The sequence below is a fragment of the Pseudomonas sp. RC10 genome, assembly GCF_038397775.1.
Lineage (GTDB): Bacteria > Pseudomonadota > Gammaproteobacteria > Pseudomonadales > Pseudomonadaceae > Aquipseudomonas > Aquipseudomonas bambusae.
In genome coordinates this window covers 1392346-1404351 of sequence record NZ_CP151650.1, presented here as the reverse complement: position 1 = coordinate 1404351, position 12006 = coordinate 1392346, and the positions used below count along the sequence as shown (strand labels likewise).

General features: G+C 59.2%; 13 protein-coding genes. 3 read left to right on the top strand and 10 right to left on the bottom strand.

Features of this window, described 5'->3' with window-relative positions; translation table 11 throughout:
* Nucleotides 1–16: 16 nt before the first annotated feature.
* From AAEO81_RS06385 to colR, 5 genes are all read right to left on the bottom strand, one after another.
* Entirely contained in the window at nucleotides 17–244 is a 228-nt protein-coding gene (locus tag AAEO81_RS06385) for a hypothetical protein (RefSeq protein WP_341962341.1), read from the bottom strand.
* The gene (locus AAEO81_RS06380; protein WP_166596505.1) at nucleotides 241–960 is read right to left on the bottom strand and encodes a lipopolysaccharide kinase InaA family protein; all 720 of its coding nucleotides are present in this window, start codon (nucleotides 958–960) and stop codon (nucleotides 241–243) included. The genes AAEO81_RS06385 and AAEO81_RS06380 overlap by 4 nt, the downstream gene beginning before the upstream one ends.
* A 4-nt stretch (nucleotides 961–964) precedes the next feature.
* Nucleotides 965–1633 carry a class I SAM-dependent methyltransferase gene (locus AAEO81_RS06375; RefSeq protein WP_341962339.1) on the bottom strand — a complete coding sequence of 223 codons (669 nt, stop codon included), beginning with the start codon at nucleotides 1631–1633 and terminating at the stop codon, nucleotides 965–967.
* A gap of 207 nt (nucleotides 1634–1840) precedes the next feature.
* Nucleotides 1841–3121, bottom strand: coding sequence for a HAMP domain-containing sensor histidine kinase (locus AAEO81_RS06370; protein WP_166596503.1), 1281 nt, complete (start codon nucleotides 3119–3121; stop codon nucleotides 1841–1843).
* The gene (gene colR / locus AAEO81_RS06365; protein WP_166596502.1) at nucleotides 3111–3794 is read right to left on the bottom strand and encodes a two-component system response regulator ColR; all 684 of its coding nucleotides are present in this window, start codon (nucleotides 3792–3794) and stop codon (nucleotides 3111–3113) included. The genes AAEO81_RS06370 and colR overlap by 11 nt, the downstream gene beginning before the upstream one ends.
* A gap of 231 nt (nucleotides 3795–4025) precedes the next feature.
* Between colR and AAEO81_RS06360 the strand changes: the two genes are divergently transcribed.
* Entirely contained in the window at nucleotides 4026–4769 is a 744-nt protein-coding gene (locus tag AAEO81_RS06360) for a phosphatase PAP2 family protein (RefSeq protein WP_166596501.1), read from the top strand.
* Between the two features lie 94 nt (nucleotides 4770–4863).
* Here AAEO81_RS06360 and groL read toward each other — a convergent pair whose 3' ends face one another.
* The 5 genes from groL to AAEO81_RS06335 all read right to left on the bottom strand — a co-directional run bounded on the left by groL (nucleotide 4864) and on the right by AAEO81_RS06335 (nucleotide 9706).
* A complete protein-coding gene (groL, locus tag AAEO81_RS06355; RefSeq protein WP_166596500.1) occupies nucleotides 4864–6507 on the bottom strand; it encodes a chaperonin GroEL in 1644 nt (547 codons plus the stop codon).
* Between the two features lie 51 nt (nucleotides 6508–6558).
* Nucleotides 6559–6852: a co-chaperone GroES gene (locus AAEO81_RS06350; protein ID WP_314574801.1), complete on the bottom strand. Its 294-nt coding sequence runs from the start codon at nucleotides 6850–6852 to the stop codon at nucleotides 6559–6561.
* Between the two features lie 253 nt (nucleotides 6853–7105).
* Nucleotides 7106–7603: an FxsA family protein gene (locus AAEO81_RS06345; RefSeq protein WP_341962335.1), complete on the bottom strand. Its 498-nt coding sequence runs from the start codon at nucleotides 7601–7603 to the stop codon at nucleotides 7106–7108.
* A gap of 65 nt (nucleotides 7604–7668) precedes the next feature.
* A complete protein-coding gene (locus AAEO81_RS06340; protein ID WP_341962333.1) occupies nucleotides 7669–8400 on the bottom strand; it encodes a HugZ family protein in 732 nt (243 codons plus the stop codon).
* Between the two features lie 298 nt (nucleotides 8401–8698).
* Nucleotides 8699–9706: a DUF481 domain-containing protein gene (locus AAEO81_RS06335; RefSeq protein ID WP_166596497.1), complete on the bottom strand. Its 1008-nt coding sequence runs from the start codon at nucleotides 9704–9706 to the stop codon at nucleotides 8699–8701.
* A 199-nt stretch (nucleotides 9707–9905) separates the two neighbouring features.
* Here AAEO81_RS06335 and AAEO81_RS06330 point away from each other — a divergent pair, with 199 nt between their 5' ends.
* Nucleotides 9906–10235 carry an MGMT family protein gene (locus tag AAEO81_RS06330; RefSeq protein ID WP_166596594.1) on the top strand — a complete coding sequence of 110 codons (330 nt, stop codon included), beginning with the start codon at nucleotides 9906–9908 and terminating at the stop codon, nucleotides 10233–10235.
* 42 nt (nucleotides 10236–10277) lie between these two features.
* The gene (locus AAEO81_RS06325; protein ID WP_341962331.1) at nucleotides 10278–11837 is read left to right on the top strand and encodes an AmpG family muropeptide MFS transporter; all 1560 of its coding nucleotides are present in this window, start codon (nucleotides 10278–10280) and stop codon (nucleotides 11835–11837) included.
* Nucleotides 11838–12006 lie beyond the last annotated feature (169 nt).

The window sequence follows — 12006 nt, the reverse complement described above, 5'->3', positions numbered from 1 at the left end:
CAGTCAGAGGGTGATTTCAATGCTGCGGCCCCGTCCCTTGTGCCAAACCGAACATCAGCAACAGCAGATCGTGATCCGGGCGTACGGGCAAAGCGGCCTTCGCCACCCGCGGCAAAGGGCAGCGCCCCTCACCGTGTACCGCGCTCAGAATCTGGGCCTTGGGTTGCTCCCAGGCAGCCATGGCGATGGACGTGATGCCCAACGCCCCGACCAAAAACAAACCTCGCGCCAGTTCTAACTTCATCGATCTAAACCTTTGATGGGGCTGCCAAACGCCGTCTCGTAAAAGTAGACGAGCTTGCTCCAATCCGCTGATGCAAACGACGAATGGCGACGCAGTTGTTTCATGTCGTGTTGTGCGGCGCCGTAGGCGGTTAGACGCTGACGGCACTTCTCCAGATCGATCAGCGCGACTTCGGGTCTGGCATTGGCGCCCTCGCCCACCACACGCACGAAAACGTGCTTGATATAGATGCAGCTGTGTTGCCAGCGCCCTTTATGCATGCGCGCCAGATTGACGGCCAGTTCCTTGAGCATCTGCTCGTAAACAGCCTCGCCGTACTGCTCGCGCCCACCGGCCTTGAGCCAGTTCTCGAACTCGTCGAACCCGTCCAGCGACGCCGTCACCAACAGCGCACGCCATTCGTTGTTCTCGTCACGTTCGGCGCCACAGAACACCATGCGCGGAACGCTGACGTTCAATTGTCGCAGCCCTTCCAGCGCGTCCCGCTCGCGCAACACCGTCGGACGACCGAACGGATGCAGCCAACTGCGGTAGATGTGACCGACTTGCCGTTTGACGTACAGCAGCCGACCGTTCTCCGAAACGACGCGTTGCACGCCACTTTCACCACCACGGCGGACATTGGGTTCTTCCACCCAGTCACCTTTGGTATTCCAGAAATAGGCGAAACGGTCCTTGGCGGGAAGGGTCAACTCTGCTGCAAAATCCACGGCCATCCTGTTACCTCTTACGTAATAGATACACACGCCACATGGCGTACAACGGCAGGAAATCCAAGCGTTCCTGAACGCGAAATCCTGCCTTCTCGAATTCGGCTTCCACTGTGGCTGCCGGTAACACGAAGCGGTTCTGGTAGCCCTCCTGCTGGCGGGTACTTTCTGCACGCTTGCGCTTCCAGGCTTTGAAATTGCCGTCCACCCAGAGTGAAATGATCACGCTGTCGCGGGTCACGCGGTGAAACTCTTTCAACAACACCGCTCTGTCTTCGGCCTTGCCGATGTGATGCATCAGACGCATGCAAAAAATGCTGTCGACGGCGTTATCTGGCATGTCGATGGCGAATGCAGATGTCTGCAAGGGTCGTACCCGTTTCACCACGTCGGCCGGTTGCGACTCGCATGCCGTCTTCACCATCGAGGCCGAATTGTCGGCGCCGATGATCACGCGATTGGCTTTTTCAGCCAGCACGGGCCAGAAACGACCGGCGCCACAGGGAAGGTCCAGCACAAGACCCGGTTCGCCCGCGAGGGCCAGCGCATGCCTTGCCAGCTGCTTGTCGCGACGATCTGACAACCGCCGCGCTAATCCGTCCCGATGTTTGTGCAAATATTTTCTGGCGTGTGCGTCGTCGTATTTGCGCGAGAAATCTAACTCGATCCGCTTGCTCATGGCTGTATCTCCGTAAGGTGATGCAGCCAAAATTAAGTGGATTTACGTCATCGTCAGGTCACCATGATGTGAAAAAAACGTGCCTTTCTGTGCGCAAATGTTACGAGGTTTTTCCAGAAGATGGGCTAGCATAGGGCCATAACTCGCCAAATCGCAGCAACATTTACATTGTCTATACATTGCTTAGCAATTATTCATCTCACGCGATCAGCCTTTCGCCTTGCCGAAATCGACGCTGAAACGGCAGCCGTTCGGCTCCATCGTATCGAGGCTGACGGTCCAGCCCTGGTTCTCGCAGATGCGCTGCACCAGTGACAAACCGAGCCCCAGCCCTTCACCGCGCTTTTCGCTTCCGCGCACGAACGGCTGGAACATGGCCTCGCGTTTTTCCTCGGGAATACCGACGCCGGAATCCTCTACCGTGAAGCCGTTGGGCAACAACGTCAGACGAATGAACCCATGGTCGGTGTAATGCAATGCGTTGCGCAGGAGGTTACCCATGACCGCATACAGAAACGTCGCGTTATGAGGCGTCTGCGAGGCGGCCTCGGGGTGATACTCCAGCAGCAACCCCTTCGCCTCAATCGGCTCACGCCATAGCGTCAGCAGTTGTTGCGCGGCACCCTGCAGCGACAGCTGGGGATTCATGCCAGCGTCGTCGCGCTGTGTGCGGGCCAGCATGAGGAAGGTCTGGACCAGGTCGCGCATTTCTTCGCACGCGCGCCCCACCCGCTCGACCTGCGCACGGGCGCGTTGATCGAGGGCCGGATTTTCAAGCAGCAGTTCGCAGGAACTGGCGAGCACCATCAGCGGCGTGCGCAATTCATGGCTGACGTCGCTGGTGAACATCCGCTCGCGGGTCAAGGCATCGCGCAGACGCCCCAATGTCGCGTCGAAGGCCACGGCCAGTTCACCGACTTCGTCGGCGGCGTAATCGGGGGCCAGCGGCGGGGCAAGGCCCAGCAGTTGATCGCGATGACGCACCTGACGCGCCAACCTCACGACCGGCGCCATCACCCGACGCGCCAATACCCAGCCGAGGAAAATCGCTAACGCCAGTGCCAGTACGAAGCCCACCAGCACCACGGCGAACAGCACGCGCTCGCGCTCTTCGAAGTCGCTTTGGTCTTGCAGCAGTACGTAATGGCGGCCGTCGACCACTTCGACCATCGCGTGATACGACAGCGGACCTCGGAACACCTCGTGAAAACCGGGCTCCAGGTGGCGCAGGTCCTTGGGCAGCTCGAAATCTCCCGGACCGCCGCTGAAATAGAACAGCTGATCGGGCTCGGGCCGGTGGCTCCAGTCCTCGACGCTGTCCATCAACAACAGGCGCGTCAGGTCACCGCCCAAGCCTGCCGAAATCAGCTTTTCTTCAACCAGGTGCACCGTCGCGACAATGCCCATGGCGAACGAGCCGGCCACCAGCGCGCTCATCAGCGCAAAGGCGATGATGATCCGCTGGGCAAGGCTCTGCTTAAACTCCATCGCGGCCCTCGGCCAAGCGATAACCGACGCCATGCACCGTTTGCAGCAGCGGCTTGTCGAACGGTTTGTCGATCACTTGGCGCAATTGGTGAACGTGGCTGCGCAAACTGTCGCTGTCCGGGCAATCATCGCCCCACAACGCTTCTTCAAGGACTTCGCGTCGCAGCACGTGAGGGCTTTTCTGCATCAGCACGGCCAGCAATTTCAGCCCGACCGGGTTGAGTTTGAGCATCCGGCCTTCGCGGGTCACTTCAAGGGTGTCGAGGTCGTAGATCAGGTCAGCGACCTGCAAGGTCCGGCGACCACCGCCCTGCGCCCGGCGCAATACGGCTTCGATGCGTGCAGCCAGTTCCGAGAGCGCGAACGGCTTGAGCAGGTAATCGTCGGCGCCGGAGCGGAAGCCCTGAAGACGGTCGTCGAGCTGATCGCGGGCCGTGAGCATGATCACCGGTGTGTCGCGGCGGGCATCCTCGCGCAGGCGTTTGCATAGGGTATAGCCGTCGATGCCCGGCAGCATGATGTCCAGCACAATCAGGTCGTAGTGCTCGGTTGCAGCGAGGTGCAGCCCGGACAGCCCGTCTTGCGCGCAATCGACGGTGTAGCCCTTCAGGCCCAGATAGTCCGCCAGGTTGGCGAGGATGTCGCGGTTGTCTTCAACCAGCAGAATTCTCATGGGTGCATGTCTCCATATGCGGTTGTCGGCATGACCCGGACGGTATCGAAATATTTGAGTAATGGGTCAGAGTTGGCGGCAGCTTAAGGCCAAGTTCGCTCAAGGGCCAGCGCCACTGCACATAACGTTTTTTTCACTCCCGATTCACAGCTCGGCGACAGGCCAGCGCACAGACTCCCAAACGCTTTCGGTCCACCCTCGTTTATTCCTTGCCATCACACGGGATTCACCATGTCTGAAGTCTTCGAACGGCCCGCCTCGCGCCCGATCAACCTGTGGGTTTATCTCGGCATTCCGGCGGTGACCGCCATTGCCTTGCTGTTGCTGGAGCTGACATCCCTGGACATGGACATTGCCAAGCTGGCGTACGACCCGGCCACGGGCGGGTTCATTGGCAAGCACAGCTATTTTCTGGAAAACGTCCTGCATGACCGCGCCAAGCAAGTGGTGATCGCGCTGGGGGTGCTGTCGTTCGTGGGGTTTATCGCGTCGTTCTTCGTGGGACGGCTGAAGCCCTGGAAACGGGAGCTGGGCTGCATGGTGCTGTCGATGGCGTTGTCGACCAGCTTCGTCACCCCCGTCAAGGTGGTGACCTCAGTGCAATGCCCATGGAGCCTGACGGAGTTCGGTGGTCAGGAAACTTACAGCGAGCTGCTCAGCCCTCGCCCTCCTACCGATAAGCCAGGCCGTTGCTGGCCCGGTGGTCACGCTGCGACAGGCTTCACGCTGTTCGCGCTGTTCTTCGTTTTCCGTGATCGCAAGCCGCGTCTGGCCAAGGCGGGTTTGATCTTCGCCTTTGGATTGGGAACGGTGTTCTCAGTGGGGCGGATGCTGCAGGGCGCCCACTTCTTTTCCCATAACATCTGGACGGCAGTGTTCTGCTGGTTGATTTGCCTGGGGGCCTATTACGCGGTGTTGTACCGACCGATGGGCAAGAAAGAGAAAGTGGTCGAAGGGGCGACGGTTTCTGGGTAGATGTCGGGTTAGCTGAGCCAACTCCCAATCCCCGAAACCCGCTCATAAAAAACCCCGCCGAAGCGGGGTTTTTGTGCATCCGGGTAAGGCTGGCTTACATCATGCCGCCCATGCCACCCATGCCGCCCATGTCTGGCATGCCGCCGCCAGCTGGTTTGTCTTCTGCCACGTCAGCGATCATCGCTTCGGTGGTGATCATCAGACTGGCAATCGAGGACGCCGCTTGCAGAGCAGAGCGAGTCACTTTGGCCGGGTCCAGGATACCCATTTCGATCATGTCGCCATATTCGCCGGAAGCAGCGTTGTAACCGAAGTTACCCGAACCCTGCTTGACCTTGTCGACCACAACGCTTGGCTCGTCGCCGGAGTTGGCAACGATCTGACGCAGTGGCGCTTCAACAGCGCGACGCAGCAGCGCGATACCGACGTTCTGATCAGCGTTGTCGCCGCGCAGCTCGGAGATCGCTTGCAGCGAACGAACCAGCGCAACACCACCGCCAGGCACCACGCCTTCTTCGACGGCTGCGCGGGTTGCGTGCAGGGCGTCTTCAACGCGGGCTTTCTTCTCTTTCATTTCAACTTCGGAACCAGCGCCGACCTTGATCACTGCAACGCCGCCCGACAGCTTGGCCAGACGCTCTTGCAGTTTCTCTTTGTCGTAGTCCGAAGAAGTGTCGCCGATCTGCTGGCGGATCTGAGCGATACGGCCGTCGATGTCGGTACGAACGCCAGCACCGTCGATGATGGTGGTGTTTTCTTTGTTCAACACGACGCGCTTGGCATTACCCAGGTGTTCCAGGGTAGTGGTTTCCAGGCTCAGGCCGATTTCTTCGGAAATCACGGTGCCGCCAGTCAGGACAGCGATGTCCTGCAGCATGGCCTTGCGACGGTCGCCGAAGCCTGGTGCCTTGACGGCAGCGACTTTGACGATGCCACGCATGTTGTTCACAACCAGCGTCGCCAGGGCTTCGCCTTCAACGTCTTCGGCAACGATCAGCAGTGGACGGCCAGCTTTTGCAACGGCTTCCAGGACTGGCAGCATTTCGCGGATGTTGGAGATCTTTTTGTCGACCAGCAGCAACAGCGGGCTGTCCAGCTCGGCCACCATGGTGTCCGGCTTGTTGATGAAGTACGGGGACAGGTAGCCGCGGTCGAACTGCATACCTTCGACGACGGACAGCTCGTTTTCCAGACCTGTGCCTTCTTCAACGGTGATAACGCCGTCTTTGGTCACTTTTTCCATGGCTTCGGCAATGATGTCGCCGATGGAGTTGTCGGAGTTGGCCGAGATAGTGCCGACCTGAGCGATGGCTTTGGTGTCGGTGCAAGGCTTGGACAGTTTCTTCAGCTCAGCAACGATGGCGATGGTCGCCTTGTCGATGCCGCGCTTCAGGTCCATCGGGTTCATGCCGGCAGCGACGGCTTTCAGGCCTTCGTTGACGATGGCTTGAGCCAGAACGGTTGCGGTGGTGGTGCCGTCGCCAGCGTCGTCGTTCGCACGGGAGGCAACGTCTTTGACCAGCTGCGCGCCCATGTTTTCGAAACGGTCTTTCAGTTCGATTTCTTTGGCGACCGATACACCGTCTTTGGTGATCAGCGGAGCGCCGAAGCTTTTCTCGATAATGACGTTACGGCCTTTCGGGCCCAGGGTCGCTTTGACGGCGTCGGCCAGGACGTTTACACCAGCCAGCATCTTTTTACGGCCAGCGTCGCCGAATTTAACTTCTTTAGCAGCCATGATCGTTATTCCTTAAATACTTTGTAGTAACGGGAAATGCGGGGTATCAACTCAGCCTTCGACGACCGCGAGAATTTCGTTCTCGCTCATCACCAGCAGGTCTTCGCCGTCTACTTTCACAGTGTTGCTGCCGGAGTAAGGGCCGAACACCACTTTGTCACCCACTTTCACGGCCAGCGCACGTACTTCACCGTTGTCCAGGACGCGGCCAGCACCGACGGCGATGATTTCGCCACGGTTTGGTTTCTCGGCAGCCGAACCCGGCAGAACGATACCGCCAGCAGTCTTGGTTTCTTCTTCGCTGCGACGGATTACGACGCGGTCATGCAGAGGACGAAGCTTCATTGTCGATCTCCTAATTATGGTTTTTGAACGCCCGATGTTGGCACCGGGTGGTTAAAGCATCCGGGCTTGCCGGTTGCGGTTCGCAGGCGAACCGCAGAATACGGTCTGACGAAATGCGCCAGAAACCTTGCGGTGACCCATACATAAGGGCGAGCAAGCTGATTACAAGGCTCACTCGAGAAATTTTTTAAGCCGAACGCGGTCACGAAAACGCAAACGGCACCCGAAGGTGCCGTGGCGGTGTAGAACGAAATCACTTTTTATCGACGGGCTCGTACTCGCCTTCGATGACCTCTCCTTCGATCACCTCAGGTTGTCGGGCGCCCGGACGGCCAGCGCCCGGGTGCGTCGAACCCGCTGAACGCAAATCGTCGGCGAACGCACGCTGACGGCTGGCCGAAGCTTCGGCACGCTGGCGCACCTTGCTCACCAGCAGCCGACGGGTAAACGGCATCAGGCAGATAAGCCCCAGCACGTCACTGATAAAACCGGGCAGAACCAGCAGGCCGCCGCCGACCGTCATCATCAGACCGTCCATCATCTGCTGCGCGGGCAATTCGCCCCGCGCCAGACTTTCACGAGCCCTCATGGCCGTCGCGAAGCCCGCGACCCGTACCACGAAAATCCCGAGCATGGACCCGGCAACCACCAGCAGGAAGGTCGACAAAAAGCCGATCGACATCCCGACTTTCACCAGCACGAACAGCTCAAGCACCGGAAAAAGCAATAAAAGCAGTAGAAAAGCGCGCATCAAATAGTTTCCTCAACGGAAGTAGGCTTCCAGTAGACACTAGGTGAAGTCGCAAAGTCGTTAATTCAAGCTCCTACGGCTTCAACGGTCGGCCATTTTTCAGCGTGAGCCAGCTGAACCAAGGCTTGGCGGACTTGTGTCGGCGTATTACAAGGTTCAGCGAACGGCAACCAGTACAGGCTCTGCCCGATGCGCAGGTGCATGCCTTCGCTGTCGATGCCCACCAGAACTGCCGGTTCGGTTTGGGGCAACCCGGCCAGCTCGACGTAATGGGCGATGGCCTTGGTGTGGTCGTCGTTCATGTGTTCGACCATGCTGGTTTCTGCCGCACCTGCGAACGGGTTGGCCAGCGCGACGTCGTCCAGCCAGTGAATCGCGCCAAAGCCGCCGATGTAGCGATAGCGCACAGGGTTCAGCACCCAGAAATCGAAATCGTGGGCGCGGTGGTAGCTTTCCGACTCGGGAAAATAGCGGTAATAGCGCTGGGCGGCGGCGTCGATGGCGGCTTCGTCGGTGAGTTTCTGCCCTTCGGCCATGACTGTCACGCGGCCCACGGACTGCACGTCTTCGGCTTCGCGCTCGCCCACGATCATCGAGCACTTGGGATCGAGTTGCAGGTTGTGGGTGTGCTGAGCGATGCGACTGATCAGGATCAGCGGGCGACCCTGGTCGTCCAGGCAGTACGGCACCACGGAGCCAAACGGGTAACCGGGCATCGACTTGGAATGTGTCGAGAGCACGCCGCGATATTCCTTCAGCAACAATGCTCGGGCTTGCCGGTTGGCTTTGGTGCTCATGGTGGGGCTCCTGAAATCAAAACACAGAGGGCGCGCAAGGATGCGCAGCGGATGAGCCACACGATAATCGTTATCGCTGAAGGGTGCCAGATTGAGGAGACGTGACGATTTTGCGGGGTTTTTGCGTAAATTTTTCAGGCATGACGGGTGGAACATGCTCTGTGGGAGCGAATTCATTCGCGATAGGGCGGTACAGACGACGTACCTTTATCGCCTGAATAATTTTCGCGAATGAATTCGCTCCCACAGAAATCGAGCCCGGCAACAATCCGGAATGGTCAGCTATATAAAGAAGCGGTTACCAGGCCACACCGAAACCGGCGGTATACCGGGTCTTGTCCAGGTCACCATCGTCGGAGCCGCTGATGATGTTCTTCTCGGCCTTGACGTTGAGCGACGCCCACTCGGTGACCTTGTAGCGCAGGCCCACTTCGGTATCGAGGCTGTAGTCCGCAACGCCGCTGATGGGTTTGCCGACTTCGCCGTTGGTGAAGAACTCGACTTTCTTGCCGATCAGGTAGCGGTTGTAGTCCCACGTCCCGGAGATCGAGTAGAAATTGTCTTTCTCGCCGTTTGAATATTCGTAATCCGTGCGGTTAAGCAGCGTGCCGACCTTGAACGCACCGAGTTCGTCATCCCAGAACTGGTAACCCGGACCTGTACCGACGGTGCGCTGACTGCGCAAATCCTCGATGCCGTCGTGTTTGTAGGTCACACGACCGTCCCAGAACCATTTGTCTGTGATAAAGCGGTCGAGGGAGTACTCGGCACTCCAGTTGTTGGTCGTGGTGAGTTCGTCCTGGGTTTCGCGGTTGTACTCGCCTTTGGCGTTATGACGCCAGCGGCCATGACTCGCGGTGGTCTTGAAGTCGATGTTGTAGTCGTCGGTGTCCTTGTCCGCGCGCTGGAAGTCGAGGGCCGCATCAATGTTGCCCTTCCACACCAGATCCGTCACCACCGGCTTGGGCTTCATGATCTGCTGGATGCTCGCGAGGTCCACGGTCTTCGGCGCATCGCCGTTGGCCAACGTGACCTTGCCATCGTCGGCGGCATGCAGCGACTTGGAAATCTCGCCGGTATACGCGTCCTGCTTCACCAGCAGATGCTGATCGCTTTCCAGCGTCTTGACTTCTTTCCAGTCCAGCGGAATATCGCCTGCATATTTGGTATTGAGCAGCAGCTTCCCGCCGTCGAAGACCTTGATGGTCCCGGTCAGCTTGTCACCGTTCTTCAACCAGACGGTATCGGCGAGCAAAGGGGTGGAAGCGCTGGTAATGGCTAGGCACAACAGGGTTCTGGACAACATAAGCAACGACAGGGCTCTGGTTGGCGGAAAATCGGGCATTATCCCTCGGGACAACATCGAGGCAATCCGTGGACCGCCGGCACAGGTATCACTGACCGTAGGAAATTTCCTGAGTTCCTTTACGAAAATTCCCACTGGCCCTTTAAACAGGAACGAATACGTGAACGAACACTCCTCCCTCTCGGCAGACCCCACCGGCATGACTTCTTTAGAGGCCCGGCGGACGGCGCTCTACCTCACCTTGCATCAAGTACCGGAAGGCAAGGTTGTGAGTTACGGCCAGTTGGGCGATCTGGCGGGTTTAGGACGAGCGGCACGTTTCGTGGGGCGAACCTTGAGCCAGCTACCAGACGGCAGCACCCTGCCCTGGCATCGCGTTGTCGGCGCAGGCGGAAAGCTCAGTTTGATGGCGGGAACGGTGTCCGGCGAAGAGCAGCGGGCGCGTTTGCGGGCGGAAGGCGTGACCATCCGTAACAATCGTGTGGATATGGAGCGTCATGGCTGGCGTCCGACAGAGCACAACGGTTAGAGTGCGCGCTTTGTTTACGTAAACTGAGGCAGATTCCAGCCCATGCCCCGCAAAACCTGGCGCGCCGCGCTCGCCGTCTATGCCAGTCCCTCGACATTCGTGCTGTTGTTGCTCGGCTTCGCAGCGGGCATGCCCTACATGCTGGTGTTCTCCACCCTCTCGGTCTGGCTGCGTGAAGCCGGTGTCGCCCGTGAAACCATTGGCTACGCGAGCCTGATTGGCCTGGCGTATGCCTTTAAATGGGTGTGGTCGCCGCTGCTCGATCAATGGCGCCTGCCATTACTGGGCAAACTGGGCCGCCGACGCTCCTGGCTGGTGCTCTCTCAGACGCTGGTGACCCTGGGCCTGATCGGCATGGGTTTCTGTGACCCGCAGCAGCATCTCTCCTGGCTGATCGCGATTGCCGTGCTCGTGGCGTTTTCGTCCGCGACCCAGGACATCGCCATTGACGCCTATCGTCTCGAAATCGCCTCCGAAAGCCAGCAAGCCACGCTGGCCGCCAGTTACATGGCGGGCTATCGCGTCGCTGCTCTGCTGGCGACTGCGGGTGCGCTGTATTTCGCGGAAGGTTTCGGCTCCACCGGCTTTGCGTACAAACATTCGGCCTGGACCGGCACTTACGTGCTGTTTGGCCTGCTGATGCTGCCTGCGCTCATCACCTCGCTGATCATGCGCGAACCCGCCGTTCCGCTGCGCACGCAGCTGTCAGCGGCTCGCTACGGCTTTGCGCATCAACTGGCCTCGGTGTTCGTGCTGATCATCCTGCTGGTGTCCGTCCCGGCGATGTTCACCCAGCTGTACAACACCGATTTCGCCAGCGTGCTGTTCAAGGACGCCACGTGGAAGAGCCTGTTGATGGAAGACCGCGCGTTCCTGCGCGCCATCCTCTACACCCTGCTCACTGTCGCGTGCCTGTCGTCGATGGGCCGTCGCGGCCTGGCGCCGGTGCTCACGCCGATCAACGACTTCATCCTGCGTTATCGCTGGCAGGCCTTCCTGCTGCTTGGCCTGATCGCCACCTATCGCATGTCCGACACGGTGATGGGCGTCATGGCCAACGTGTTCTACATCGACCAAGGCTTCACCAAGGATCAGATTGCCAGCGTCAGCAAGATTTTCGGTCTGGTGATGACGCTGGTGGGCGCGGCGTTTGGCGGTCTGGCCATCGTGCGCTTCGGCATCTTGCCGATCCTGTTCATCGGCGGTGCGACGTCAGCGGCGACCAACCTGCTGTTCCTGATGCTGGCCGACATGGGCCCGAACCTGAAGATGCTGATCGTCACGATCTCGCTGGACAACTTCAGCTCGGGCCTGGCGACCTCTGCATTCGTGGCGTACTTGTCGAGCCTGACCAACCTCAAGTTCTCGGCCACCCAGTACGCCCTGCTTAGCTCGATCATGCTCTTGTTGCCGCGTTTGATCGGCGGCTATTCCGGGGTGATGGTCGAGAAGCTGGGCTATCACAATTTCTTCCTCGCCACCGCGGTGATGGGCGTCCCGACCCTGTTCATGATTGCCCTGCATTGGGCGCAGGAGCTGCGCAAGGAAAAGTCGGCGGAAGACGACAAGCCTGCCGAAGTGCCAGCGCCCGAACGGCCATGACCAAAGGGTCCTGACGCGGACCTGTAGGAGCCGGCATGCTGGCGAATGCGTCAGTTCAGAAACATCCTGGGTGACTGACCCGCCGCATTCGCCAGCAAGCCGGCTCCTACAGGGATCATCGGTGTCTGCCACCCAACAAAAAGCCCCGATCGCTCACGCGTCGGGGCTT

What these genes read in the sequence shown, in the direction of transcription:
- AAEO81_RS06385 (WP_341962341.1), bottom strand. Translation starts at nt 244, where the DNA reads ATGAAGTTAGAACTGGCGCGAGGTTTGTTTTTGGTCGGGGCGTTGGGC.
- AAEO81_RS06380 (WP_166596505.1), bottom strand. Translation starts at nt 960, where the DNA reads ATGGCCGTGGATTTTGCAGCAGAGTTGACCCTTCCCGCCAAGGACCGT.
- AAEO81_RS06375 (WP_341962339.1), bottom strand. Translation starts at nt 1,633, where the DNA reads ATGAGCAAGCGGATCGAGTTAGATTTCTCGCGCAAATACGACGACGCA.
- AAEO81_RS06370 (WP_166596503.1), bottom strand. Translation starts at nt 3,121, where the DNA reads ATGGAGTTTAAGCAGAGCCTTGCCCAGCGGATCATCATCGCCTTTGCG.
- colR (WP_166596502.1), bottom strand. Translation starts at nt 3,794, where the DNA reads ATGAGAATTCTGCTGGTTGAAGACAACCGCGACATCCTCGCCAACCTG.
- AAEO81_RS06360 (WP_166596501.1), top strand. Translation starts at nt 4,026, where the DNA reads ATGTCTGAAGTCTTCGAACGGCCCGCCTCGCGCCCGATCAACCTGTGG.
- groL (WP_166596500.1), bottom strand. Translation starts at nt 6,507, where the DNA reads ATGGCTGCTAAAGAAGTTAAATTCGGCGACGCTGGCCGTAAAAAGATG.
- AAEO81_RS06350 (WP_314574801.1), bottom strand. Translation starts at nt 6,852, where the DNA reads ATGAAGCTTCGTCCTCTGCATGACCGCGTCGTAATCCGTCGCAGCGAA.
- AAEO81_RS06345 (WP_341962335.1), bottom strand. Translation starts at nt 7,603, where the DNA reads ATGCGCGCTTTTCTACTGCTTTTATTGCTTTTTCCGGTGCTTGAGCTG.
- AAEO81_RS06340 (WP_341962333.1), bottom strand. Translation starts at nt 8,400, where the DNA reads ATGAGCACCAAAGCCAACCGGCAAGCCCGAGCATTGTTGCTGAAGGAA.
- AAEO81_RS06335 (WP_166596497.1), bottom strand. Translation starts at nt 9,706, where the DNA reads ATGTTGTCCAGAACCCTGTTGTGCCTAGCCATTACCAGCGCTTCCACC.
- AAEO81_RS06330 (WP_166596594.1), top strand. Translation starts at nt 9,906, where the DNA reads ATGACTTCTTTAGAGGCCCGGCGGACGGCGCTCTACCTCACCTTGCAT.
- AAEO81_RS06325 (WP_341962331.1), top strand. Translation starts at nt 10,278, where the DNA reads ATGCCCCGCAAAACCTGGCGCGCCGCGCTCGCCGTCTATGCCAGTCCC.